Origin of the sequence: Novosphingobium kunmingense (genome assembly GCF_002813245.1) — a bacterium.
GTDB classification, from domain to species: Bacteria; Pseudomonadota; Alphaproteobacteria; order Sphingomonadales; family Sphingomonadaceae; genus Novosphingobium; species Novosphingobium kunmingense.
Map to the genome: position 1 here is coordinate 167,736 of NZ_PHUF01000006.1, position 23,655 is coordinate 191,390.

A 23,655-nucleotide genomic window follows, 5' to 3' on the forward strand; every position below is an offset into this window, starting at 1 on the left:
GAGAAAACCCCATGGGTTGGCTGTTCATGTCCCGCGGCGGAATGTCGCCGTTCGCCACGCCGAAGGCCTATCTCGACAACCAATGCACTTATCCGCCCGATCCCGAGAAGGGACGGGAGACGGGCCTCAGAGTGCTCAAGTCTACGGTCCGTTCGGGCGCCTACTACGCTGCCTGCCAGAGCTATGACGCGGAAGGCCCCAAGGAGACCTTTGCCATCATCTGCCTGGTGAAGTGGAGCCCCGGTGCCCGCAGCGGTGAGGAGTTTGGCTACAAGGACATGACCGAAACGATGGGGCCGTACCACTACGATTGCCCGGCCTCGATCCTCGACATGCTCGGGCCTCCCGGCAACGAATACGCCGCGAACTGGCGTGAGGCCTGCCGGGCGCGGCTTGCCCTGACCTCGCGCCGCAAGCCCAGGCCCGGCGATATGCTGGTGCTCGCCGAACCTCTCACGTTCACCGACGGGCAGAGCGAGCGCAGTTTCCGTGTGGTTCAGTCCGGCAAGAAGACCGTGCTGCGCCGGGTCAGCGATGGGATGGGCGTCAAGATCAGCAAACTGATGAGCCGCGCCTGGACGATTGTCCCACCCCCCGCTGCGCCGTCGGCATCGTGAACGAGCAGAAGGCCAGTGCCGCCATGTCCGAAGTGCCCGCCCCCAATCGCTCACCCAAACGCGGGCGTCTGTGCAGCATCGAGAACGCCAACCGCGTGGCGACCCGCGTTGCCGAGCATATTGCGACCGACACCGCCGTGGTGAAGACCGGAAACCCGCTGCAGCCGTTCCGGGTGGTGTTGGCGAGCAAGGCCACGCCGGGGCGCACCGTCTCACGCGTCGTCACCTGCAACGATGACGATCCCGAGGTTCAATAAGGCTCAGGTCCGCGCTCGACGAACCACGACTGGCCAAGCTCGAAATCGGCACTCGCCGAGACCAGCGGGCCGTCGGGGCCTTCTGCCACATAGGGCGAGACCAGGTCCTTGCGGCGCACCCGCGAGCGGCTAAGCCAGGCCGCTGTCCGGCCGCGCGCCTTCAGCATGCCGAGCAGCCAGTCCATCGCTTCGGCCATCTCGACCACGCCGCGCCCGGCGAGGCTGTAGTAGATCGCCCGCTGGAAATCGTCGCACGAGGTGCTGAGGATCGATGCGAGCTTCGCCCGCCCGCCGGGCGCATTTTCATGCACCAACGACACCGCTTCGCGCAGTTCGCGGACCGAGAAGTAGGCATCATCGACCCCGACCCCGATGCACAGTGCCGCAATCGCGCGCCGCGCCGGCAGCACGTTGAGGTCGCACGAGGCATCGCGCAGCGCGATGTCGAGATCGAAATGGTCGGTGTGGGCGCCGATGGGCATGGGGGATTTCCTTTCGAGCAAGAACGTAGCGTGAACGCTCAAGCGCCGTCAACCGGCGGGCGGAGGGGAGGGGGGCGTCGGGAGATCACCGCAAAGGAGAGTTTGATGACCCAGCTTGCCCAAGTCGCCCCTGCCGACACCGACCGCAGCGCCGAGATCGCCGCGCTCAACGATGCCGCCCGCGCGGGATCGCTTGTCACTTCAAAGACCGTATTCACGCGGGCGCTAGCGGATATTCTGGCCGGAGAGGATCCCGATCCCGGCACTCGCCAGTTCAACCTGATGATGGGACAGCGCGCACTGCGGCGGCTAATCAACGAAACGCCGATCGATCCTGGCAACGACCCGCACGGCGAGCGCGACTTCGGTGTGGTCGAGCACCTGGGCCACAAAATATTCTGGAAGGTTGATGTCTACGCCAACGACGGAACGTTCGCTTGGGGATCGGAGGTGCCCTGGAACGCTCAGCAGAGCTTCCGCGTCGTGACCGTCATGCTGGCGAGCGACTGGTGACGCGATGAGCCGGTATTCTTTGAAGCCGTTGTCTCATCGTGCGGATTTGTTCGAGGTCGCGGTCGGATGGGACGCAGGCCTTAGCACCTACTTCGCCATCGTGTTTGGCGCGCCGGAGATTGCATGCGAGCCCGAAGTGTTGCTTTGGCGTGGACGGACTTTTAGTGAGATCTGCGCAGTTGGGGAATTGATCGACATTGTGGTTGGGATTGCTGAAGTGACCCCTGAACTGCGATTTCGATTGGATGCCGACCGCAGTGCCGAGCCATCAAGCTTAGGCACCAAGCTGAGTTAGGCCCGCTCGCCAATGTTTCGTCACAAAAACGAGTGTTAGGATCCCGCAAAAACCGGATAAAGGGATTCGCCCGATGGTGCCAACACTTGCTCAGATCTATGTTCCGATGATCGCGACGCTGGGAGCGTCGGCGGTCGCCGTTGTCGGAAGTTTCTACGTCGGGCGCGGCATGCGCTCCCAGGAGTGGAAGCTTAGCCTAGTTCGCGAAAGGCTTCTGGAACGACAGCGCCTATATGCCAGGTTCATTGCCGAGGCGGATCGCAATCTCCTGCTCTTGCTGAGCGGCAAGGAGGCCCATGTTGACAACGTAATGCCGGTGCTCGCGCTCTACGCCGAAATTTCGTTACTCTCTACCGAGGCCGTCCTCCAAGGTGCGAAGCGAGTTTGCGATCTCGCGATATCGGCCAACGGCCAAGAACCCGATCCCCAAAGCGATCACTATGGGGTGAGGTCGGCCTTCGTCGAGGCCGCGCGCAGCGAGCTCGCTGCACTTGAAACCGATGCGCTCCTCTTCCGCTGACGTCGGGGTTGCACGACACGACCGTGCGGCCCCGACATCGCTCTGGCCTCAATGCAGGCTTCGCCGTCCCGTCTTTGTTCTGGCGAGGGATGCCTGCAGCCGGGCCTCCTCCCTAACTCGGTGCCGGGTGGTCATCTTTACCGCTGTATCGATTCGGCCGGTCAGCCTGCGCAGAGGCGCACAGTCCGGATAGGCCCCGGTGAGCATTGCCCGCAGCTTGGAGAGCATGGCGATGACGCCGTCGCTGCTCTCGGCTTCCACTACCAGCGGATCTTCCTTGTCGAATGCGCCGTAGTAGGCGTCGAGGAACTCGCGCCTGGACATGTCCTCTTCGCGGGTTTCCATGGCCAGCCAACTCTCGAGCGTGCAGCGTAGCGTCTCGAAGCGGGCGTTGACCGCATAGGGTTTCGACGCCGAGTAGAGCAGCGCCCTGATCATCCGCCCGGCTTCGACATGCGTATCGAGGCCGAAAGTGCCGACGGGCTTGCGCAGCGCATTCCACCGCGCGCTTGAGGGCACCGTCGTCTTCGAAGACATCTGGTAAACGGTGCCTCTGGCCCGAGAGCGCCGCTTATCTTGCGGCGTGATCGCCATTGGGCTGTGAAAAGTTTCGTGGCCCGGCACTGAGACACCGGGCCAGGCGTCGGCGGTGACCGGGGGAGAAAGACCATCGATTTTCGCCATGAGCGAGGCGAAGTCAAGATCGCCGTCGGCCTTCGCTGCGACGAAGAGCGCGCAAGCGTAAGGGCTGTAGATGCCGGGCCACGAGGAGGCCTGCAGATGCCACCCATTGCGCGCTGCCCAAGCCCCACGTTCGGGACTGACGACTGCGGCGCTATAGGGCTCGTCGAGCAGGATGACATGGCCGGTGCGCGGATCGTACCACTCGGTACCGTGATCCTTGCCCGGCAGTTCGTCCTCCCGGTCCGGCATGGCCGCCCGCGCGCGTCGCCACGAGCACGGCTCTAGACCCGTCGCCTCCATGAAGCGCAGACTGCGAACGAGTTTGCACAGTTCGCCGCGGGCATAGTCCTGCGACTGGGCAAGGAAGTCGTGGACGAGGTGATCGGGCGTGACGAGCCGCATCCCGGCGGTAACGCGCCCTTCGCGAAGGCCATCCTTACTGCAGATTTCGGATAGCGGTCGCGAGAGCCGGATTTCGATGGTCTCGCGGCCGGCGCGATAGGGTTTCCGGTCGTACCAGTAGTAGGTCAGGAACAGGCTATGACCGTCGCCGGTTACATTGTCGTTGCTCCCGAGCATACGGCGCGCATGGTCGAAGCTCTGATAGCCTGCTTTGCGTGAGGCGAAATCGAGTGCCTCGCGATGCGATATGCCGGCGGTCTTCTTGTGCTGGGTGGCCAGTCGCTTGATGCCGACAATCGTGGTCGGACGAATTGCTTCCTTCAACATGGTCGTTCTCCTGGCCTGCTGGGAAGTGTCACCCGCCGAACACCTCGCAAGCCCGGACAACGTGGTTGAACGAACAGCGAAAGGACAAGGTAGTGCTGTCGAACAGCTTGGGGAAGGCGGGTGCCGAGCTCCTACCGAGAGCTGAATTCAAGCTACGGCCAACCGTATCCAAGTGCAAGACCCCTATTCCATCTGGTTGCCGCAGCTCTCTGACGCGGGGCTAGGCAGGCAGCAGGAAATAGCCGCTGGCGGCAGCAACCACCAAGGCGATCACCACGCGCGCCGTCCATTTGCCGATCTCTTCTACGAACGCGCCGGTGAACCGGTCGATGAGGCGGGGCTCGGTCGCCATCAATTGCACCCTGTGAAATAGTCGGCGAGCATCTGCCGCTCATCGACCCTGGCGTCTGCCCACAGCGTCGGGATCGTCCCCGCGGCGGGATTCGAGCGGCGCGAACGCACCGCCAGAAGCGCGATCATGATCGGCTCACCCCCGTGACTCGATTTGGCCTCGTAGGTACCGGTGAGAATTGCCGCAGCATGCGTGCGCTCGATCCGCTCGGCACAAGCAAGGACATCGCGCCACAGCGGCCGTACGCGGAAGTCGCGCTCGGGCTTGCGCCCGATTAGCCCGTGGCGTTCGGCCTGGACAAAAGACGCGAGCTCCAGCCATTCGCGCAGTTCGGCGAGGTCCTCGGCGGCGTCAGGCCCGAGATCGGAATCAAAAAGCAGGCTATGGGTGGCGAGCATCGCCTTGAGCTGCGACTCGCCGCGGAATGGCGCCACGGCCACCGGCACGCGTCCCTCGGTCCAGGCGAACATCTCGACGAAATTGGCAGCGGCGTCTTCGGCTGTCGGGCGCACGCGCAAGCGAAGGAATTCATCCTCGGGCTGTCGCAGTGCGACGGCGATTTTGCGGAGCTGCGCTGGGCGCACCCGTACGCCGCGCTCGACGCGCTGCACTGTCGCAAGCGAGACACGGGCTTCGCTTGCCAACGTCGCCTGCTTCCAGCGGAAGAACAGTCGCTGCAATTTTACGAAATTGGCGATGGCAGCACCATCGAGGACAAAAGTCGCTGAGGGATCGATCGTGGTCATGGCCGTTAGTATGATGCAGTTTGCCGGTAAATTAGAGAGCGATATGCACGTCAGTTTGGTCACCCAACACCCGTCCGAAAAGCAATGCGGGAGCCACCCCGTGCCGGTGAACGGATCGATAAGGACGTCACGATGGCGGTGAACCGTCACGTCATCGATACCAACTATCTCGGCCACGATGCCTTGGCCGCATTTCTTTGCCGCTCGACCGAAAATCACGCGGTGATCGCGGAGATGACATTGGTCGAAGTGCACAAGAAAGCGGCGGCGTTTCAGGCGCGCCAACTCCTCAAAATCCTATGTCGGCACCCGCGCCAGGTTATCATTCTACGCAGCACGTTCGATCTCTATCGCGATCGGGGTGACAGCAAGGGGCTGGTCAATCGCCTCATCGAGCCGAAACAGACCGGGTCATTCGGCGAATATTGCCGCACGGTGATTGACGTTGCCGATGACGAGCATGTCGATGCGCACTTCGCGCTGATGGAGGAGCAGTCGCGCGCAGGTCGCCGACCTGCAAGCATCGGTTGGCAACATCCTCAACCTATTCCAGCGCTGTGCGACGATCTTCGACCGTGGTGAGCTCGACAGGTTGCGTAAGCGGATCCCCTATTCGGAAGCGTTGCAACGCAAGCTCATCCACCTCAGCATGGACATCCACAAAGTGTTGCTGCGGTCACTCAACATCGAGCAGCGCTTCCATCCCAAGACGATGCCATGCGCGCTCAACACGTTTGTGTTCCGCTACGCACTTTGCGTGGTGATCTTTCTGACACGCTGGATCCGTCACGGCGAGGCCAAAGAGATTCGGCAAGAGCGGCTCGTCAACCACGTGATGGATTTGAAGACGGCGGCGGTCGCGACGTTCTTTGACGGGCTTAAGACGCATGACGAAATGCCCAAGGATGTCCATGCCGAGGCGAAATATGTGCTATCAGCGATCGGCGCCTATACCAATTGCGGCAAAGGCGGATGGCGATGACGTACGGCGCGTCGATCTCTAATGCGGCCCTCACGCGTTGGCGGGCTAAGGCGAGCCTGCCCATTCTGAACTTGGATGGACCGAGGCCCGAGCATTGGGGGCTTCTGCGCGCCGACATTGTGCGTTTGGCGACCTCGGCAAACTAAACCCTCAACCATCTCCATCTAGATCATCTGGGTCGGTGAAGCTGGCGACGAGATCGGCATGCCGGATTCGCTCCAGAGTGTCATCGAAGCCCTCGTTGGAATTGCCCGGCTGAATATGCTGGCGGATGGCATCATAATGTTTGCGGGCGGCAACGCGCGAGACTGATCGTGTCAAATGGAGGCGCACGGCTAGACTGTCAGGGCTGTCGCAGCCTTCGCGGACGATACCGCTTAGCGTGGCCAAAACCAAAGGGACGGGCGTCTCGTCTTCCGCGGCGCGCAGCCGCGCCGCAAGCAGGCGTCCGGGAAGGCCTGTTAGGAACGCAAGATCGGGCACGAGCCGCGACGCGAAATTGCGAGCATTTTTGCACTGCTTGAGATTGGTCGTGCCCCCGAGAAATACCTTCTCGAGTTCGCACAGCGGCACCCCGGACATCCATATCGGCCATAGCTTGCGCAGCCAGAACAACGCATGCTTTCCGCGCGCCTCGTTATCGGCCAGGCTTTTGTAAGGTGTACCGAACATCTCCTCCAGGCTTTCGGGCCGAATCAGGCTGAGCAACAGGCTCGGATGCGCGTCGAGCCAGTCGAGCAACGCCACCACGACCTCGAGAGCTGTACCTGAAAAGGCGCCAGCGTCGAGCCGGTCAACGATCTGCTGCAGCAAGGCTACGGAGAGTCCTGTTGCGCCAGACACCTGCTCGATCCAGCGGTCAGGTTCGGGGAGATCAAGAGTAGCTCGCGCGGCGAGCGCCGAGGCGACCCTCGTGCTCAGCCAGTCGGCGTCGGCGGCGACAATCGCGCGGTAGGCGCTGAAGCTCCTGTTCAGCAACGCCGCAGCCGGATCGGATTCGGCACCCGCGACGGCCAACGGCAGCTTGCTCAGGAGATAGGCCGAGGCGCCCGTTTGAGTGATGCCGTCGTGAATGCGGTCGAGCACCGCTTTTAATGGGTCCTCGATCACGAGGCATTGGTCGGCCTGCTCGAAGATCGCTTGCAGGTCCATCCAATGGCCGTTGATCTGGTTGTTCTGGTCGTCGAAGTCGATGACCTTGCTCGGCACTAGCAAGACGAAACCTTGTGCGCCTTCGCCGGCACGTCCGGCTCGCCCTGCGGCGTTCAGCAGCTCGTGCGCTTCGAGCTTCTGCATCTTATCGGCCTGAGGGTCGAAGCGGCTATCGCCGGAGATAATGACGACTTCGCTGGGCAGGTTCATACCTTGTGCAAGCGTCGAGGTTGCGAATAGCGTTTTGACCCCGTCCGGACGGCGAAACAGGCTTTCGTGCAGCTCGCGTTCCTCGCGCAGCAGCAGTGCATGATGGCTGGCGGCCCCTGTCCGCAATGTCCCGTCCGAAGCAAGCTTCATGTAGCAGTAGCCAGCGCCGCCCATTTCCTCCTCGGCGAGTTTCCGCCATTTCTGCTCATCCTCGTTGAGCGCGATTTGGGTAGCGGAAACGCGCGCAGGATAGCCTTTGACGCAGCTTTCGCAAAAGACAGTAGTCTGCACGAATACCAATGTCTTCATACCTGCGCTGGCCGCGGCGGCAGCGATTGCGGCGCTAGTCTCGTTGCCGTTGGGGGTTAGATACCAATTGCCTCCCCAAGCCCTGCCGCTCGACAGCAGCTTGCCATCAGCGAGCAATTGCAGCAGCGCATAGTCGCTGCGGTCGGTCGTCGACCATGTTTGAAGCAGGCTGAACAGACCGAAGGGCTGTGCGAGCAGCGCGTTCTTTATCCCGACCGGCGGCAAGTCATGATCCGGATAGTCGATGCGCGCTTGGGCAAGGGTGGTTTTGAGCGCAGTGATTTGCTCAGCAGGGTAGACGACGCAGCCACGCACCTGCCTTGTCGGTTTCCAGCTCAAGTCAAGTGTCAGGCATTGGCGTCCGGTCAGGAAGGCGACCCATCCGGCGATCTCCTGTGTGTTCTTCATCATGGCCGAGAGGAGCAACAGATCGGCCGCAGGCGCCACACGGGTCAGGTTGAGGATGGAGAGCATCGCATCGAGGCCGCGTCGGCTGCGGTCGTCCTCGCGGGGGTGAAGCAAATGGCATTCGTCGAAGACGATAAGGCCCAGATCGGCGAAGGCGTCTGGATCGACCGACAGCAACATCAGGCAACGCTCGGGTGTCATGACCGTGACTTCGCCGAGCATGACGACATCGCCGATACCGACATCCTCGTCGACATCCGCGAGAATGCTGTAGTCTTGGAAAGTGCCCTTGAGTGCACGTTGAGTCTGTCCAACCAAGGCATGGGTGGGTGCGAGAAAGATGACACGCTCGCCACGAAGCAGCGCGGTTGCGATCTTGAGCTCGGCAAGCGTCGACTTGCCGCCTCCGGTCGGAAAGCTAATCGCAGACGACACGCCTTGCTCGAGATAGCCCTTTCCGATCGCTTCGCGGTGATTGCGCCAGAGATAAGGGCGCTGACGAGCCATGCGGCGTAGCGTCTGCCACCAACCGTTTTCGTCAACCCCACTTGGCGTCGGGATACGGCCGAGCGCCGTACTAAGAAGGTCACCCTCAAGCCCGAGCAGCAAATTGGCGAGATGCAATGGACCGGGATAGAGGCTTAGCAGCGTCTCCCCCGCCACACCGGCACCATCAATAGGTTCGCTCGCCAATCCTCGCACTTGCGCGAAAAGCTCGCTCGCGGGCACAACACCGCCGGCCTCCGGGGCGAGATCGACGCGCAGACGCAACTGCCGGGCGAGGTTGGTTACCCCGCGCAAAAGCAGCAATCGGAGCGCATCGAGCGCCCGCAAGCCAAGATCGTCGCCGTCGGTATCGATTTCCGGTTCATCGGCGGCGACAATCTCGCCGAGCCGCCCTTGCGCCAAGCTACGAATCGCTAGGAGTAGCGCTCGTTCGATCGGACCGGCATCGGCTGCAGGCACGATCCGCTTGGCGGCTTCGGAGGCGTCTGCATGGGCTTCCGCCAGAAGAAACAGTAAGGTTGCGCAGACGTCGGAGCTTACCGCCGCCATGCCAACATTGCTTGTCGTTTGCGCGCTGCGGAAAGCCAGCGAGACACCCTGATGTGCCGAGGCTGCGACGAAGGCGGCTGCAGCGCGGTTCTCCCGGTCGGGCAGCAAGGCAGCATAGGTCTCATGCGCCGCAGCGATCCGGCGCAGCTCTGTAACGGTTGAGACAATCGCTTCGTCCTCGGCGTCCGCTGGCGCGCCGCGCAACCGAATGCGTGCCGAGACGATATCGGCAAAGGCTTCGGTTAGCTTCTTTGGAAGATTGTCGAGGTCGAGCCCTTCGAGCGGCGGCGCCGCTCGGATCAGCGCTGCGGTGGTCGGATCAAACATGGGCGATCACCTTGATCTTACTAATCACCCGTGCAGAGAAATCGGCCATCCAATCGCGAAGCGCCGGTAGATGGATGGTATCTGCGCGACGACGCGCGACTGCACCCGGTGCGCTTTCATCAAATCCCTTGAACAGCTTGGCACGCGCTGAAGCATCATTGTGTGTGTCGCCGATCGTAATGCTTACGCGGTAGCGCCGGGCATCGTGCCAGAGAGTGTTGGCGATGGCGGAATCGAGGTCGAATTCAGGGTCGGCGGCGGCGCGCGCGTCGAGCATGCCGCTCACTTCCTGGCTGAGTTCATTCAGCCGTTCGCCTTTTTCCAAGGCGATGATGCCTGGCCAGACATCGTCGCGGATCGTGTCACGTGCGTTGTCGGTAGCCTTGTCCTCAAAGACGACGACCGCAGTGATCGCGGTACCGGCTTCGTTGAGTTCCAGTTGCATCCCGTCAAAGCCCTTATCGGCCTTGCGGATGTGCGGCATGCGCGTGAGCGAGGCCGACGGCTGCTGATGGGCCGCAATCCACGAGATCGCCTGGAACAGCCAACCGTCCCGGTGCCAAGGATCAACCCCCTCCGCGAGCGTCAGCTGCTTGACAGCAGCATTGGCCTGCTCGGCATTAGCGACCGGTCCTGGTACGCCTGCGCCGCTCAAGATCTTCGTGACATGACGATATTGGCCGAGCACGATGCGTGCAACGCGCTCGGCGAGCACTTCCTCATCTTCTATAGTCCATGCCCAGCCATAGCAGAGCTCGCCGTGATCAATCGGAACAAGCGTCAGGGTCATGAGCGAGATCCCAACAATGCGCAATCCTTCAGGAGTTCAGACGATTCGATGGCAGCGCTCACGCGATGCTCCACGAATACAGCACCGAGACAGCAAGCACGTATTTTTTTCGCCTTATGCGAGCAAGAAATAGATTGCTTCTATGCAGCTTCGCGGTTGCCACTCGCCCCCCCGCCCGGTTGGTCGACCCTATCACGCAAGCAAGAAGGGAGCGACAATCGATCGCGAAGACACAGCTGCGAGCGGTTCGGACGCCCCCTGCGGGCAGAGCCCGCAGCTTCGGCCTGACGGCCGGGAGGGAAGGGGGTGGGAAGAGAGTGACCGGACAAGGGGTTCGGTCGCAATCAATCCTACCAGGAGACAGTCCATGAACATCGGTGAAATCCGCAAGAACGCCAACGGCCAGCTGATCGGCTCCGTCGAAACGCTCACCATCACCCGCACCATCGGCCTCCGGCCCGTGACCTCCAGCAACCCGCGCGCGCCCAAGTACGAGATCGTCGCGCTCAACGACCAGCGCCGCTGGGTGATCGTCGGCGCGCTGTTCGAACTGTCCTCGAACTCCACCGGCGAGAGCTTCTACCAGGGCAAGATCGACGATCCGTCGATGGCGCAGCCGCTCTACATCGCCGCTTTCCCGCGTGAGGACGGCACGATGGCGGTGGCCTGGCAGCGTCCGCGCCGTCGCAGCAGCCAGCTCGGCTCGGCCGAATACGGCGAGAACGACATGTTCGGTGCTGACGACGTGGCCGGCAACGACCGCGGCGGCGAGCACGCCGGCGAAGCTCGCCACGACGATGGCCTCGGCGACAGCACCGCGACACCTCCGGGCAAGCGCGGCCGCGCGCAGGCCAAGGACGGCGCGGAACACGAAGGCGCGCTGCCGCCCCTCGTCGACGCCTGATCGTCCAACCACTCCACCGACGGGGACCCACTCGCGGGTCCCCGTCCCCGTGCAAGGCCGCGCAATCGCCCCCCGCGCGGCCTGAGGCGGAACGCCGGCCTGCCCCCCGCCCGGCGTTCCGCCACTTTATTTGCCTGGGGCACTCTGGAGATCCCGACATGTTGACCGACAGCGACCGTTTCGCCTTCGAGACGCGGCGCCATCACGCCTTCGCGAGCACCGGAAATGCCTATGACGCCTCGCAGTGCGACGAAGCGATTAGGACCGGTGACACCCTGATCGTACTGACCGAGCAGGTAGTGGCGATCGCCATGACCTGGCCTTTCGCGGTGACCGAGACCTGCGGCAAACTTCATGCCCTGGCGCCGCCGAAACCCGGCGAAGACCTCGCCGCGCTTGCGAGATCGCTTCACGTGCGCGCCGCCGACTTCCGACACGCCGCTGACCTTGCCCGCCGTCTGGGATTTCCGCTCGATCCGCAGCTCATCCCGCTGCTGGACATGCCTGCCGAGTGACGCAGTCCTGCTGGCCTCAGAGTGGCAGCGACGCCTGTGCCTCGGCCTTCTGGCGGGCAGGTGCGGTCACGGCATCGGCAATGACCCGGGCAAGTTCCAGTGCGGCGTCTTCGCGCAGGCATGAACTCGGAGCGGTGATCCCGACCCGTGCCCAACCGGGGGCGTCGAGGATCGCATGCGCGACAGCAGACGTATCGATTCGTTCCATCCGAGCAATGGAACATAGAGAGAACATATTTGCAAGGGGCGAGCCCTGGCGATTGACACGACGGGCCGTCCAACCGAGCATCGGGCCATGTGCAACCTGTACCGTATGACCAAGGCGCAAGCAGAGATCGCCCGGCTATTCGGCGCGCGGGCAGGGGAGGGCGCCAACTTCGCGGCCGAGGTCTATCCCGGCTATCCGGGTCTGGTCGTCGCAGAGGGCGAGGCCCGGGTGATGACATGGGGATTCCCGCTCGTGCTCAAGGGCAAGAGCGGTCAGCCGCTGAAGCCCAAGCCGGTCAACAACGCGCGTGAGGACAAGCTCGGGACCGCGTTCTGGCGGGCCAGCTTCGAGCGCCGCCGCTGCCTGATCCCGGTCAGTGCCTGGGCCGAGGCTGAAGGCGCCAAGGGCGAGATGACCCGCACCTGGTACTCGCTATCGGGCGAAGAAGTCTTCGCCGTCGCCGGGCTCTGGCGTCCGACCGAGGAATGGGGCCAGGCCTATTCGATGGTGATGGTCGATGGCTGCCCGCAAATGTCCGACGTCCACGACCGCATGCCGGTCGTGCTAGCGCGGAGGGACTGGGAGCAATGGCTGGCAGGCACCCCTGCCGAGGCCTTTGCGCTGTGCCAGACATGCTCAAGCGAGCTTGAGGTCGACCGCACTCCCGAGCGCTGGGCCGCCCGCCGCGGCTGACATTAAGGGGAGGGGGGCTTTTTCGGGGTCGGATCAACGACCCACGAGAAAGGACCTGGCCCATGGGCGACCGCGCTCCCGTTCACATCACCATCGGCGGCACATGCCCGCGCGAGCACCTTGAAACCTTCGCCGCACACGCGGGCAACTACGACCTGCGCGTCGAATGGGACGGTGAACCGTTCGATCCCGCCGCGCTCGTCGCGGACGAGCCGCTCGAACTCTACGGCACCGAGCTCAACGGCGGGCAGATCCCCGAGATCGACGCCTTCTGCGTCGCGCACGGTCTGCCGTTCCGCCGCTGGTCGGGCGGATGCCTCGGTGCATACCTCCCCGAAATCATCCTGTTCGACGGCAGCGGACCCTTGCGTGACTACACGGCGAGCGAGGACGAATGGGTCCTCTTTCCCCCGGCGTGGATCAAGGGCTTCACCCGGCTGCGCGATCTCAAGCGCGAGCTGGCCCGGGCTGAACTGACCATCCCGCCGTTCCAGATCGTCTGAGGGGGAGACCATGAGCAGCGATTCCGATCCGGCGCGCGCCGCCGCGCTCGCTCGGTTTCCGCTCTCGCGGGTGAGCGAGGCGTTCCACGACGAGATGCTCGGCGTGCTCCCGCCGGTCCATTGCCGCGGCGCTGCCGGGTTCTTCGTCAGCGAAGCCGTCACCGGCGATGTCCATGCCCAGTTCGTGGCCTGCAATGGCCGCTTCTACGGGGCCTATGTCGCGCTGCGCGATCCCGCGACCTGGATCACCCACGCCGCGATTGCCGCGTTCGACGCGGTCCATTCCAACCCGCCGGTGCTGGACTGGTATCCGGCGGAAGCCGTCGATCGGTAAGGGGAGGGGGCTTGGGTCCGGTGTTCCTATGGGGAGACCGACCATGCTTCGCACCTACACCGGCATCGGCGCGCGCGCGACGCCGCCCGAGGTTCTTGGGGTAATGACCCGCGCCGCCTTCGCGCTCATGAAGCGCGGCTACGTCCTGCGCTCGGGCCACGCGATCGGCGCCGACAGTGCCTTCGAACGCGGCGCGGGCAGCGCGGCGCAGATCTTCCTGCCGGTCCCGGACTGGCGCGGCTCGGCGAGCACCTTTCATGTTGGAACGCTTGGACCGGAGCTGTGGGGCAGGGCGCGCGAGATTGCCGCCGCGCACCATACCGCCTTCGCCGGGCTCTCGCGCTTCGTCCAGGACCTCCACACCCGCAATGTCTTCCAGGTGCTGGGCCCCGCGCTCAATAGCCCTGCGGAATTCGTGCTGGGCTGGACCGCCGACGGCGAAGCCTCGGGCGGCACCGGCCAGGCGCTGCGCATTGCCGCCACACACGGCGTTCCCGTCTACAATCTGCAGCGAGCACGCGAGCGCGCGCATGTCGAGCGCCACCTCGTCCTCTGACCCTTCACCTGCGCGCATCTGCGCCGTTCTTCTGTCTGTCCCGGCGGGTGCTCCGTCCGGGCACGGCACCTTCGCGCGCACCAGCAAAAGCCCCCGAGCCATGCCCTCCCACACCTTGTCCTGCGAACTTTCCTGCACCCGCGAGGAGGCCGCGCGCTTTGCCGCGGTCGAACTGTTCCTTGCCGATCTCGCGCATGACCCGGCCGCGCAGCCGCCGGGCGAACTCCATGCGGTATTCGGCGCCAACGCCAAGCCGACCATCCTCGGGCTTGTCGGCCATCCCGAGCCGCTCGGCATCACCTGCCGCTACGACCGGGACACGGGCGTGATGACGCTGCTGGCGATCGATGGCCGCCCCAATCTCGCCGCGCTCCCCGTCCTGCTGCTGTGGCTCTACCCCGAGAAGCTGCCGATCGCCTATTCGGTCCACGTCACCGAGCGGCCCCAACTTGCGGTCTGGACGATCGTCTCGCTCCAGCGGATCGAGATCACCCAGCACGCGGATGAGGTTCCCGCCCTTCTCGAAGCCCTGCGCGCAACGTCCCCGGGCCCGCGCCGGATCGATCCCCTGCCGACCCGGCCGCTGCCGCGCGCCGACGACTGAGTACGCTCAGGCGGCTTGCGCTTCCCACGTTCGCCGGGCGCGCGAAACGCGGGCCGGCAGCGGCTCGCCTTCCTTCCAGAACCGGTGCACGACGCCTTGCCCGGCGAGCAGGGCCTCGAGCGGTTCGGCCACTTCGTTGTCGCGGTCATGGATATGGACCGCACACGCTTCTTCGCCGGTGTCCTTCAGCACCAGGCTCGCGATCGGCGTGTCAACGTCGAGGTTGACCCGCAGACCTTTCACGAACCGGCGCTTCTCGGCGACCGCCTTGGCGAGGAGGTAGCGCTCGTCGCTGGTCTCGTAGGGAAGCCACTCCGGTGTGACCGGCATCAGCGCCACCTCGATCAGGTCAAAGGTGCCTTCGCGCCTTCTGGCGAACGAGCCCGCGAGCACCAGGTGATCCTGCTCGCCCTTGGCGCCGTGCTGCGCCTGCCACAGCGCGAGTTCGCCCGCGAAGCGCTTGTGAAACCGGCGCGCCATGTCCTGGTCCATCACGAACGGCATGTCGCCGACATGGCGCAGGACGATACGCTCCGCGCCGTGCGCCGAGACTATCTCCTTGATCTCGCCCACCACAACCATCATCTCGTCGCGCGAGCGATAGACCCGCTCGAGCGCAGCGCGGCGACGGGCGCGGATGTCCTCCTTGTCCTCGAGCCTGAAGCTTTCCGGCACGAACAGCACATGGGGCAGGGCTTCCTGTTTCGCCCGGCATGACGCGGCTGCCTCGAGCAGCGCGCGGCGCACGACAAACCAGCTGCGCTTGCCCGCCATCTTGGGATGCCAATGCGTGAGCTCGGCCCGGTCCCACAGGACGTGGAGCAGCCCGCGCATCGACAGCTTCTGTCCGGACGATTTCACTGTCGGCTTGTCGTTGGTCAGCGCTGCCGGGGCGAGCCGGGCGCTGCCGCGCGAGAGCGGGAAGCCGAGCTTGAGGCTGGTCTCGCCGCTGGCCTCATCGTCGATGATCGCCGCGCCGCGGACCTGACCCATGCCGGTCAGGTAATCGGGCGCCTCGTAGTGATCGCAGGCAGTCGCGTGGCGCGCACCCGAGCCGGGCCAGCGCGCCAGCACGTAGCGGTCATTCCTGTGCGAAATGTAGAGCGGCAGGTCGAACCCCTTGCGGCATTCGCACAGGACCTGGACCTTTTGCGCGTAGGCCTTTGCCAGAAGCGGCTGAAGTTCTTCGCCTTCGGCCACGCTGCGGCCGAGCACACGGTATCGCTGGATCATTGGGTTCTGCTCCAATTTCTCGCGATCGACGCTGCCCGTTCGACCTCTCGCGCATCTCCTTCGGTTGAACGCGGCCCCGGATGGGCACGCTGGGGTCAGTCTATGCCGCGCATTGCGCTGCGGCAAGACGTCCGGTGACCGGGTTTGGTCCGCTCCGGCTCAGCCGTGGAGGGTTTCGCGGCGCGCGAGCATGGCCACGAACTTGGCGATCTTGCGCGCCCGGGTTTCCGGCCTTTTCACCGCGCCGATCCGGTAGAGCACCGCGTAGCGGTTGGCTCCGGTCAACCCTTCGAAGAAGGACTTGGCCTCGGGGTTTGCCCCAAGCGCCGCAGCGAGGTCCTCGGGAACTTTGGCTGTGCTCGCCGGGGCATAGGCCGCTTCCCAGCGTCCGTCGGCCTTGGCCCGCTCGACCTCGGCGATGCCGCGGCGCTGCATCTGCCCTGAAACGATGAGCTCGATTGCCCGCTTGCGGTTGACCTCGGACCATTTGCTGCGAGGCTTTCGCGGCGTGAAGCGGATCAGCCAGCTTGCCCCGTCGTACTTGTCGAGCTGGCCGTCGATCCACCCATGGCAGAGCGCGGCATCGATCGCTTCCGCCTTGGTGAGGCTGGTGACGCTCGCGCCCTTCTTGGCAAAGCGTAGCCAGGCGCCGGGGGCGTCATCGCCCTGCTTAGCAAGCCACTCGCCAAACGCGGCCTGGCTCGCAAACAGCAGGATCGGCAAATTCCCACGCATTTCCGTCATCGCGCGCGAGCCTAGCGGCACCGGCCAACGGCGGCTAGGGCAGGGGCATGGACGACCTGTTTTCTCCTCGCGGCCTTTCGGGGCGGACGCTGACGCGGTCCGACCTTTCTCCGCTCGGTGGCGGCCCGCCGCAGGTCCTGATTGAGTGTGATCTCGAAGAGGCGGACCTCTCCGGGCTCGACCTCACGGGCTGGCGGTTCGAACGCTGCAATCTGCGGAAAGCCGATTGCAGCGGGACCAAGCTTGAAGGCTCGGTCTGGCAGGGTTGCCGGGCTCCATTCGTGAGCTTCGTCGGTGCCAATCTCAGCGAGGCTGCGTTCTCGGGCGGCGACTTCAACAATTCGGTGTGGCGGCGCGCGACGCTGACCTCGGCGAAGTTCGTTGGCACCAAGCTCACTGGTGCGGATTTCACCGAAGCACGCGCCATGCACGTCCAGTTCGAGGAAGTCCTGCTGGTCAGCGCCAAGCTGCCCGGATTTTCGTTCCGCAAGGAAACTCTGCGCCGGGTCGACCTTTCAGGTGCCGACGTGCGCAAGGGCGATTTCCGGATGACGGTTTTCGAGGACTGCAGCCTGCGCGAGGCGATGGTTGCGGGTTCGCGTTTCGAAGGCTCGGATTTGCGCGGTGCCGACCTTGGCGGACTGCGTCTGGTTGATGCGGGATTGTTCCGCGGTGCGACGATCTCGCGCGAACAGGCCGGGCAATTGCTTGGGGAACTCGGGCTCAACGTGCGTTAGGTCAGGGGCAGGGGGCTCAGCCCGCTTTGCCCTCGCTTTGTTCGAGGTTCTCGACGACGCCGTCGGCCAGCCCAAGACACAGCGCAGCTTCCTCACGAGTCAGCACGATCTCGCCTGCCGCCTGATCGGCAAGCTTCCTGCCCAGCACCGCCGACACTGCGCGGGCGACCTGCAGTGCGCTCGGCATTACATTGTCGTTACTCATCTCGGCGTTCCTGGTCCGATGTTCAAAAGCGCGCAGATGCTAGCAGATCAAGCGCGTCGGGCCTATCCGGCCTGTGGCAATCTGAAATGAAACTCGTCCTTCGGTCGTTTGACTGCCTGGCTTTGCCAGGCGGGAACCTCGACTTCGCCTGACGACCAGAGGCCGCGGGCGATCTCGCCCAGAGCGCCGTAGGTCACGACGCAAGCGTCCAGCACAGCGGGCCACAGCGTCTTCCACTCGAGGCCGTCGGCGCTGTCGGCAATTCGCTGCAAGAGCAAAGCTCGCGCCTGCGTCTCTCCCTCGCTGATTGCCCGGGCGCTGCGCTCGCCGGGCTCCATGACCGTAGTCTGCGCAAACAGGTCGTCCATCCCGGTCGCATTCTTCCGGACCTCGGCTTTCTTTGCCGTCCGGTACTCCGACTGGGTCTCGAGCGCCTTTCGATGGGCGTCGCGAAAAACTTTGATCCCGGCCGGGTGCCGCGTGAGATAGATCAGCTTGTAGAGTGTGCGATCGACGTCGGTTTCATCAACGGTGAGCGCTGGGGCGAAAGCGTAGGTGCCCATCCGCTTCAGCACCTGGCGAGCACGCTCCGAAATCGCGGCTTCGCGCTCTGCGCCGCGCAGCTCGACGAATTCCGACCGCCATTCCGCTTCGCCCTGGAGGTCGCCGAGCCAGCCCTCGAGCGTCGGCATGCGGTCCTGCGACCCGGCAAAGCGGTTCGCGAACTGGAACATGAAGTTGAGGAGGACTTCGGTTCGGTCCGGTTCGATCAGGCACTGGAATTTCCGAATGTCAGGGACGCCCTTTGGATCGATCACAACGAAGCGGAAGGCGCGCACCGGCAAGGCTGCAGCGATGGTGGCCGCGTGCTGTTCGGCCAGACCCTGGTAGCAATGCACTTCGACTTGGGGAAAGCGCTTCACCGCCTCGACGAGCTCGGCAAAGTTCTTCGGATCCTTCTCGACGAGATGCGCCACCATGTGCACTGATCGACCCAGTTCCGCCTGCTTCGCCTTCGCTTCGCACATGCGCTGGAGCGCAATCCCGAAACTGGTGTCCGAGTAATCGCCGCTTCGCGACTGCCAGGGCCCGGCGAACAGGTCGACATAACAGAACGTGTCGGCCCAGCTGACGATCTTGGGTATTTGCGCGGGCATATACGTGTCGAGGAAGGTGTGCTTGACGAGCGCCTGTTCGCGGCCTTCGTACCAACGGGACTCCAACACTCAGCCGACCATCCGTTTAGCGGTGGGCCATTCGCTCCATTCCCGGCCATCGAGTTCGCGCCCGCCCGACTTCGGCCGAAAGCCGCCCCACTGCTTGAAGAAGAACGGCACCCCCTGCACGCGGCAGGCATCGCGAATTTCCCGCGCCCATTCGATTTGCATGACACGTGCGCTGGGACCGCTTTCACCACCCGCGATTACCCAGTGTATGTCCGTCAAATCGACTGGTCCGACAGGACCGATCAGTGGCTCGACCGACAAGAACCTCACGGCCGAGCGCGCTTGGCGAAGGTGCTCGATCCGCGCCGCGCCCTTCCGGTCCTCGACCGACACCCCGGTCCAGATGTGTGCCGGGGGAACCCGGTCCGCATAACGCTTGGACATGTAGTCGCGCAGCCGGGGACTGCGTTTCGTCAGGACCTGATAGGTGTGCCAGTCGGCACTCTCCATTGTATCGAACACCGCGTCGATGAATGCCTTGGGGACTTCCTTGTGGAAGAGGTCGCTCATCGAGTTCACGAAGATCATCCGTCCTCGCCGCCAGCGCAACGGCTGATCGAGCCGTTCGTGTCGAAGGGTGAGATCGAACCCGTTTTCGAACGGATGCCCTGGAACGCCCCGGAACCGCTCCGAAAAGCGGTGGGCATAACAATTGTCGCAACCAGCTGTGATCTTCGTGCAGCCCGTTACCGGGTTCCACGTTGCATCAGTCCACTCGATTGCACTCTGTTCCGCCATTCAGGTCACCGATCTGTACAATTAACAGCCTCCATGGACCGCAATCAGCAAAGCCATTGAATCATAGATCAGCCTAGATTGGAATCCATCATCGATGTGGAGGTTCAATTAGGTAGAATATCCAGTCCAGTCTCCAAGCCTGCTGACGCATCGGCCTCGAACTGCCCGGTGATCACTCGACTGCATTCTTTGTCCGCGATGATAGGACAATCGTTCGAGATGGGGGCACCCCTGCGCCCACGCCCCACGCGGGCTGGGGGCGACCCGCTCTACTCGCTAGGGTGCGCGTCGGCGCTGGCGCACCGCCGCCCACCCAAGCTCGCCGGCATGGATGCCGGCCCTGCGGGTGACGATCGGGGCCATTGGCGTTGACGGGACGGGTTGCTAGGGTTCCGACCATGCCTGTCGTTCTCGCTGCCGCCGTCCTGTGCCTTTCACCCTCGGTTCACGACGGCGACACGATCCGCTGCGGCCGCGAGCGGGTGCGGATTTCCAACATCGACGCGCCGGAGCTACCCGACAGCCCCAAATGTCAGGACCGACGCCGGTCCTATGCCTGGTGTGACTTTGCCGCAGGCGAAGCCTCGCGCGTGGCGCTCGTCCGGCTGCTGTCGCGCGGCCGAGTCATGATCGAACGGCTCGGGACCGATCCCTATGGGCGGACGCTGGCCACCGTCTCGGTGAATGGCGTTGATGCCGGTGACTACTTCATCTCGCAGGGTCTCGCACGGCCCTGGCGTTGAGGAACCACTTCGAGGGGCGCGCTGTTCGGACCTCGGATCGAGCTGACTTGCGCGGCTGCGGTGCCAAGCGCCGAGGCGGCGCTGATGGATCGAGCAAGCATCGGAGCGCCTCGTTCTGACGATGCCTCCCGGCAGGGCGGCAGTGCCGGTTCGGGTAAGGCGCGCATGCACTGCGGCGCAGATCCGGGGCGGGCTGACAAACGATCAGGTCTGACGGCTCCAGGGTCTTGCTGATTTCCGGCATGAATTGACGAAACCGCCCTTCGTTTGCCGATGAACCCTGCGGCGCCAGTCCCCGGCCGCAACCCAAAAGCAGCGGACCGTGAAGCCCTGGCGGGCTTGCCGCACCACTCCTCGCTTTTGGGTTTCCCTCGCGTGCCGCTCGGTGCGGGCCCGGGCCTAACGGCGCCGCCTGTCTGGGTCATCGGCGGGCGGTTCCGCCGAATTCAAGACCGGAGACAACCCATGAAGAACCTCGTCATCCTGATCGGCCGCATCGCGTCCGCCCCCGAAACCCGCCACGCCGGCGAAACCGCGATCACCTCGTTCACCCTCGTCACCGACCGGCCCAAGCTGGTCGACGGCAAGACGGTCAAGAACGAGGCCGGCTACACCGAGACGATCCCCGAGTTCCACCGCATCACCGCCTTCAACGGCCTCGGCACTTCGGTCGCCAAGCACAAGAAGAAGGGCGATCTGGTCGAGGTCCAGGGCCGCCTCCACTACTCGAAGTGGACCGACCGGGAAGGCGTCGAGCGCTACGCGGTCGAGATCGTCTCCGAGGAAGTCCTCTTCCTCTGAACCGAGCCGGGGAGGCGGCACTGCCGCCTCCCTTCGGGCATCTCGGACGAAGCTCGATGCGAAAAATTCAACGGCGTCGGCTCTTTTCGCACTTGCAGCATAGGTGGCCGCGACCCATATCAGCCTTGCCTTTCAGGCATCCTCTCCCAAGACTTTCACGGGGCCGGCAGCAATGCTGGCCCCATTTTTTTGTTCATGGGCCTCCTGAATTCGCGGCCTTGAACTGGCAATTCCTCGCTTGGACCCATAGGGTCCAGCATCGCCACTTCGAGGAAGCGCAAAGATCATGGCCGACGAAACCCTGCTGGACCATGTTGCCGACATCGTCTCCGCCCACGTCAGCAACAATTCGGTCTCGGCCAACGAGCTGCCGGGGCTGATCCAGTCGGTCTATGCTTCGCTTGCTGCGCTCGGCCAGGCACCCGAACCGGTCGAGGAAAAGCTCACCCCGGCAGTTTCGGTCCGCGCGTCGGTCAAGCCCGACGCCGTGACCTGTCTCGACTGCGGGGCGAAAATGAAGATGCTGAAGCGTCACCTTGGCACCGATCACGGCATGACCCCGGCCGAGTACCGCGCGCGCTGGAACCTGCCGGCCGACTATCCGATGGTCGCGCCTGACTATGCCGCGAAGCGCAAGGAACTCGCGGTCCGGATCGGCCTTGGCCGCAAGCCGAAGGCCGCTGTGCCTGAGGCACCGGCAAAGGCACCGGCAAAGGCACCCAAAGCCGCCAAGCCGCGCAAGAAGCTGGGTGTGGCGTTCGGATCGGCGGACGCCGCCTGATCCGATTGCCAATAAGCCATTGATTTAACATAAGAAAGATTATCAATCTAGACGATCGTGCCATAAAACGGCGGGCGTGACACATTTTTGTTTTTATGGCATAAGCTTTAATTCATGCCCCAACATGGATCTCGCAGTAGATCCATTCTGGCGACCTGGAGCACTGCCATGACGGTTCAAGTGACGATCACGCCTAACGGCCGAATGAGCCTGCCGGCCGATATCCGCAAGCGGCTCGGCCTGGCCGGTGGCGGCGCCTTGCTGGTGGAGGAAACCGAGGATGGCGTCATCCTGCGCACGGTCGCCCAGTCGATCGCTCACGCGCAGGCGCTCGCGAAAAAGTACACCGGCGGGAAGCCCGAGGCCTCGGTCGATGCCTTCCTTGCCCGGCGCCGCGAGGAATCGGGCGAATGAGCGAAGTGGTGCTCGATGCCTCGGCACTCCTTGCCTTGCTCCGGGACGAGCCCGGCACCGACAAGGTGGCCGACGCCATCGCGGATGCCCGCATGTCCAGCGTCAACTTTGCCGAAGTCGTCAGTCACTTTATCCACGCTGGGATGCCCGCGGGCGAAGTCGATGCGATGCTGAAGCCATTGCCGATGGCCATCGTCGATGCGGACCAGGGCCTTGCCACGATCGCCGGGCGTTTGCGCGCTGCGACGGCCGAAGCCGGCCTGTCGCTCGGCGACCGGTTCTGTCTTGCGCTGGCCCGCCGCGATGGCCTCCCGGCCCTGACCGCGGACAAGCAGTGGCGGACCGTGGCCGATGCCGCCGGGGTCAGCGTCGCAGTCATTCGCTGAGGGAAGGCAATTGAGATGACGTCCAAGCAATCCGGCTCCGACCTCGAACGCTTCCCGGATTGCGATGGACTGCGCAAGCTTTCCAGCTGCGGCGGCGGCGGCGGCAGTTCCGACGATATCAACGAAGCGCAGCAGTTTGCCTATGACGCTTGGGACGAGCCTGACCGGACGCGTCGCAATTTGCTGGCCCGCAAAGCCCTCGCCCGGTCGCCGCTTTGCGCTGATGCCTGGCTGCAACTCTCCGAGCTTCGCAATCTCTCGGACTCGCAGCGCCGCGAATATCTTTTGCGTGCGGTTTGCGCCGGTGAACTCGCGGTCGGCGAACGACGATTTGCCGAGGCCAAGGGCGATTTCTGGCTGGTTCTCGATACCCGCCCTTATATGCGCGCGCGTTTCGCGCTGGCTCAGGATCTCTGGTATTCTTGTGACAAGGGTGAGCGGATCGCCGCAATCGCCCACTTGCACGAGATGCTCGACCTCAATCCGAACGACAATCAAGGTCTGCGCTACGTCCTTCTGATATGGCTAATCCGGTCGGATGCCTATCAGGCAGCGGAAAACTTGCTCGACAAGCACCGTGATGAAATCTCGGCATTCATGGAATTCACCCGCGTGCTGCTTGCCTACCGTACGCAAGGCGACTGCGAGAAAACGCATGACATGGCGGCAAAAGCTTACCTCACCAATCGCCACATCCCACACTATCTCGCCAACTCAGAGCTTTGGCACGAGGAATCCGGCACCTATTCGCCCGGACGCGAAAGCGAAGCCGCATGGTATGCTCAGGAACTCGGGATCGACTGGTTCTGCACCCATGGTGCCATAGAATGGCTTGCTCACTGCACGGACAGGGAACCCGTGCGCAACCGCGATGGCGAAACGCTCCATTGAACGCCTGACA

General features: G+C 63.7%; 33 protein-coding genes. 21 read left to right on the forward strand and 12 right to left on the reverse strand.

Annotated features, from left to right (window positions below):
- The first annotated feature begins 11 nt into the window (after window positions 1-11).
- Entirely contained in the window at window positions 12-617 is a 606-nt protein-coding gene (locus B0I00_RS17330; protein ID WP_232730304.1) for a DUF6927 domain-containing protein, read from the forward strand.
- A 23-nt stretch (window positions 618-640) separates the two neighbouring features.
- Entirely contained in the window at window positions 641-874 is a 234-nt protein-coding gene (locus B0I00_RS15465; protein WP_100868361.1) for a hypothetical protein, read from the forward strand.
- On the opposite strand, the gene B0I00_RS15470 is transcribed toward B0I00_RS15465, so the two are convergent.
- Window positions 868-1,356: a hypothetical protein gene (locus tag B0I00_RS15470; protein WP_100868307.1), complete on the reverse strand. Its 489-nt coding sequence runs from the start codon at window positions 1,354-1,356 to the stop codon at window positions 868-870. The genes B0I00_RS15465 and B0I00_RS15470 overlap by 7 nt on opposite strands.
- A 105-nt stretch (window positions 1,357-1,461) precedes the next feature.
- Between B0I00_RS15470 and B0I00_RS15475 the strand changes: the two genes are divergently transcribed.
- From B0I00_RS15475 to B0I00_RS15485, 3 genes are all read left to right on the forward strand, one after another.
- On the forward strand, window positions 1,462-1,869 hold the full coding sequence (locus B0I00_RS15475) for a DUF3768 domain-containing protein (RefSeq protein WP_100868308.1): 408 nt from the start codon (window positions 1,462-1,464) through the stop codon (window positions 1,867-1,869).
- Window positions 1,870-1,873: 4 nt separating this feature from the next.
- Entirely contained in the window at window positions 1,874-2,164 is a 291-nt protein-coding gene (locus B0I00_RS15480) for a hypothetical protein (protein ID WP_100868309.1), read from the forward strand.
- Between the two features lie 106 nt (window positions 2,165-2,270).
- On the forward strand, window positions 2,271-2,684 hold the full coding sequence (locus B0I00_RS15485; protein ID WP_100868310.1) for a hypothetical protein: 414 nt from the start codon (window positions 2,271-2,273) through the stop codon (window positions 2,682-2,684).
- Window positions 2,685-2,732: 48 nt separating this feature from the next.
- On the opposite strand, the gene B0I00_RS15490 is transcribed toward B0I00_RS15485, so the two are convergent.
- The 3 genes from B0I00_RS15490 to B0I00_RS15495 all read right to left on the reverse strand — a co-directional run bounded on the left by B0I00_RS15490 (window position 2,733) and on the right by B0I00_RS15495 (window position 5,195).
- Window positions 2,733-4,097 (reverse strand): DUF5623 domain-containing protein, encoded by a 1,365-nt coding sequence (locus B0I00_RS15490; RefSeq protein ID WP_100868311.1) that lies wholly within the window; start codon window positions 4,095-4,097, stop codon window positions 2,733-2,735.
- A 220-nt stretch (window positions 4,098-4,317) separates the two neighbouring features.
- A complete protein-coding gene (locus tag B0I00_RS17385) occupies window positions 4,318-4,449 on the reverse strand; it encodes a hypothetical protein (protein WP_269800247.1) in 132 nt (43 codons plus the stop codon).
- The gene (locus tag B0I00_RS15495; RefSeq protein ID WP_100868312.1) at window positions 4,449-5,195 is read right to left on the reverse strand and encodes a helix-turn-helix domain-containing protein; all 747 of its coding nucleotides are present in this window, start codon (window positions 5,193-5,195) and stop codon (window positions 4,449-4,451) included. Before B0I00_RS15495 ends, B0I00_RS17385 begins: the two co-directional genes overlap by 1 nt.
- A gap of 132 nt (window positions 5,196-5,327) precedes the next feature.
- On the opposite strand from B0I00_RS15495, the gene B0I00_RS15500 reads away from it, so the two are divergent.
- Entirely contained in the window at window positions 5,328-5,777 is a 450-nt protein-coding gene (locus B0I00_RS15500) for a hypothetical protein (RefSeq protein ID WP_157812598.1), read from the forward strand.
- 10 nt (window positions 5,778-5,787) lie between these two features.
- Window positions 5,788-6,177, forward strand: coding sequence for a hypothetical protein (locus tag B0I00_RS15505; protein WP_157812599.1), 390 nt, complete (start codon window positions 5,788-5,790; stop codon window positions 6,175-6,177).
- A 150-nt stretch (window positions 6,178-6,327) separates the two neighbouring features.
- On the opposite strand, the gene B0I00_RS15510 is transcribed toward B0I00_RS15505, so the two are convergent.
- Window positions 6,328-9,639 carry a DEAD/DEAH box helicase gene (locus B0I00_RS15510; RefSeq protein ID WP_100868315.1) on the reverse strand — a complete coding sequence of 1,104 codons (3,312 nt, stop codon included), beginning with the start codon at window positions 9,637-9,639 and terminating at the stop codon, window positions 6,328-6,330.
- Window positions 9,632-10,429 carry a hypothetical protein gene (locus tag B0I00_RS15515; protein WP_100868316.1) on the reverse strand — a complete coding sequence of 266 codons (798 nt, stop codon included), beginning with the start codon at window positions 10,427-10,429 and terminating at the stop codon, window positions 9,632-9,634. Before B0I00_RS15515 ends, B0I00_RS15510 begins: the two co-directional genes overlap by 8 nt.
- Before the next feature lie 367 nt (window positions 10,430-10,796).
- Between B0I00_RS15515 and B0I00_RS15520 the strand changes: the two genes are divergently transcribed.
- Together B0I00_RS15520 and B0I00_RS15525 are read left to right on the forward strand one after the other, a co-directional pair.
- On the forward strand, window positions 10,797-11,333 hold the full coding sequence (locus B0I00_RS15520; protein WP_100868317.1) for a DUF736 domain-containing protein: 537 nt from the start codon (window positions 10,797-10,799) through the stop codon (window positions 11,331-11,333).
- Between the two features lie 158 nt (window positions 11,334-11,491).
- The gene (locus tag B0I00_RS15525; RefSeq protein ID WP_100868318.1) at window positions 11,492-11,848 is read left to right on the forward strand and encodes a hypothetical protein; all 357 of its coding nucleotides are present in this window, start codon (window positions 11,492-11,494) and stop codon (window positions 11,846-11,848) included.
- Window positions 11,849-11,864: 16 nt separating this feature from the next.
- On the opposite strand, the gene B0I00_RS15530 is transcribed toward B0I00_RS15525, so the two are convergent.
- A complete protein-coding gene (locus B0I00_RS15530) occupies window positions 11,865-12,056 on the reverse strand; it encodes a DUF6771 family protein (RefSeq protein ID WP_100868319.1) in 192 nt (63 codons plus the stop codon).
- A gap of 87 nt (window positions 12,057-12,143) precedes the next feature.
- On the opposite strand from B0I00_RS15530, the gene B0I00_RS15535 reads away from it, so the two are divergent.
- The 5 genes from B0I00_RS15535 (at window position 12,144) to B0I00_RS15555 (ending at window position 14,746) form a co-directional block, all read left to right on the forward strand.
- Window positions 12,144-12,749, forward strand: coding sequence for an SOS response-associated peptidase (locus tag B0I00_RS15535; RefSeq protein WP_100868320.1), 606 nt, complete (start codon window positions 12,144-12,146; stop codon window positions 12,747-12,749).
- A gap of 62 nt (window positions 12,750-12,811) precedes the next feature.
- On the forward strand, window positions 12,812-13,252 hold the full coding sequence (locus B0I00_RS15540) for a hypothetical protein (protein ID WP_100868321.1): 441 nt from the start codon (window positions 12,812-12,814) through the stop codon (window positions 13,250-13,252).
- Window positions 13,253-13,262: 10 nt separating this feature from the next.
- Window positions 13,263-13,586, forward strand: a complete 324-nt coding sequence (locus tag B0I00_RS15545) for a hypothetical protein (RefSeq protein ID WP_100868322.1) — start codon at window positions 13,263-13,265, stop codon at window positions 13,584-13,586.
- A 43-nt stretch (window positions 13,587-13,629) separates the two neighbouring features.
- Window positions 13,630-14,142 (forward strand): hypothetical protein, encoded by a 513-nt coding sequence (locus B0I00_RS15550; RefSeq protein ID WP_100868323.1) that lies wholly within the window; start codon window positions 13,630-13,632, stop codon window positions 14,140-14,142.
- A 100-nt stretch (window positions 14,143-14,242) separates the two neighbouring features.
- Window positions 14,243-14,746 (forward strand): hypothetical protein, encoded by a 504-nt coding sequence (locus B0I00_RS15555; protein ID WP_100868324.1) that lies wholly within the window; start codon window positions 14,243-14,245, stop codon window positions 14,744-14,746.
- Between the two features lie 6 nt (window positions 14,747-14,752).
- Here B0I00_RS15555 and B0I00_RS15560 read toward each other — a convergent pair whose 3' ends face one another.
- A complete protein-coding gene (locus B0I00_RS15560) occupies window positions 14,753-15,979 on the reverse strand; it encodes a DUF1173 domain-containing protein (protein ID WP_100868325.1) in 1,227 nt (408 codons plus the stop codon).
- Window positions 15,980-16,138: 159 nt separating this feature from the next.
- Entirely contained in the window at window positions 16,139-16,714 is a 576-nt protein-coding gene (locus B0I00_RS15565; protein ID WP_232730305.1) for a YdeI/OmpD-associated family protein, read from the reverse strand.
- Window positions 16,715-16,770: 56 nt separating this feature from the next.
- On the opposite strand from B0I00_RS15565, the gene B0I00_RS15570 reads away from it, so the two are divergent.
- Window positions 16,771-17,460, forward strand: coding sequence for a pentapeptide repeat-containing protein (locus B0I00_RS15570; RefSeq protein WP_100868327.1), 690 nt, complete (start codon window positions 16,771-16,773; stop codon window positions 17,458-17,460).
- 16 nt (window positions 17,461-17,476) lie between these two features.
- On the opposite strand, the gene B0I00_RS17105 is transcribed toward B0I00_RS15570, so the two are convergent.
- From B0I00_RS17105 to B0I00_RS15580, 3 genes are all read right to left on the reverse strand, one after another.
- On the reverse strand, window positions 17,477-17,665 hold the full coding sequence (locus B0I00_RS17105; protein ID WP_157812600.1) for a hypothetical protein: 189 nt from the start codon (window positions 17,663-17,665) through the stop codon (window positions 17,477-17,479).
- 62 nt (window positions 17,666-17,727) lie between these two features.
- Window positions 17,728-18,891, reverse strand: coding sequence for a three-Cys-motif partner protein TcmP (gene tcmP / locus B0I00_RS15575; protein ID WP_100868328.1), 1,164 nt, complete (start codon window positions 18,889-18,891; stop codon window positions 17,728-17,730).
- Complete coding sequence (locus B0I00_RS15580; protein ID WP_100868329.1) at window positions 18,892-19,629, reverse strand: DUF5131 family protein; 738 nt, start codon at window positions 19,627-19,629, stop codon at window positions 18,892-18,894.
- 398 nt (window positions 19,630-20,027) lie between these two features.
- On the opposite strand from B0I00_RS15580, the gene B0I00_RS15585 reads away from it, so the two are divergent.
- The 6 genes from B0I00_RS15585 (at window position 20,028) to B0I00_RS15610 (ending at window position 23,645) form a co-directional block, all read left to right on the forward strand.
- The gene (locus B0I00_RS15585; protein ID WP_100868330.1) at window positions 20,028-20,372 is read left to right on the forward strand and encodes a thermonuclease family protein; all 345 of its coding nucleotides are present in this window, start codon (window positions 20,028-20,030) and stop codon (window positions 20,370-20,372) included.
- 465 nt (window positions 20,373-20,837) lie between these two features.
- A complete protein-coding gene (locus B0I00_RS15590) occupies window positions 20,838-21,173 on the forward strand; it encodes a single-stranded DNA-binding protein (RefSeq protein ID WP_010890940.1) in 336 nt (111 codons plus the stop codon).
- Window positions 21,174-21,459: 286 nt separating this feature from the next.
- Window positions 21,460-21,954, forward strand: coding sequence for a MucR family transcriptional regulator (locus B0I00_RS15595; RefSeq protein ID WP_100868331.1), 495 nt, complete (start codon window positions 21,460-21,462; stop codon window positions 21,952-21,954).
- 168 nt (window positions 21,955-22,122) lie between these two features.
- The gene (locus B0I00_RS15600) at window positions 22,123-22,368 is read left to right on the forward strand and encodes an AbrB/MazE/SpoVT family DNA-binding domain-containing protein (RefSeq protein WP_100868332.1); all 246 of its coding nucleotides are present in this window, start codon (window positions 22,123-22,125) and stop codon (window positions 22,366-22,368) included.
- Window positions 22,365-22,754 (forward strand): PIN domain-containing protein, encoded by a 390-nt coding sequence (locus B0I00_RS15605; protein WP_100868333.1) that lies wholly within the window; start codon window positions 22,365-22,367, stop codon window positions 22,752-22,754. The genes B0I00_RS15600 and B0I00_RS15605 overlap by 4 nt, the downstream gene beginning before the upstream one ends.
- 15 nt (window positions 22,755-22,769) lie before the next feature.
- A complete protein-coding gene (locus B0I00_RS15610; protein WP_100868334.1) occupies window positions 22,770-23,645 on the forward strand; it encodes a hypothetical protein in 876 nt (291 codons plus the stop codon).
- Window positions 23,646-23,655: the final 10 nt, after the last annotated feature.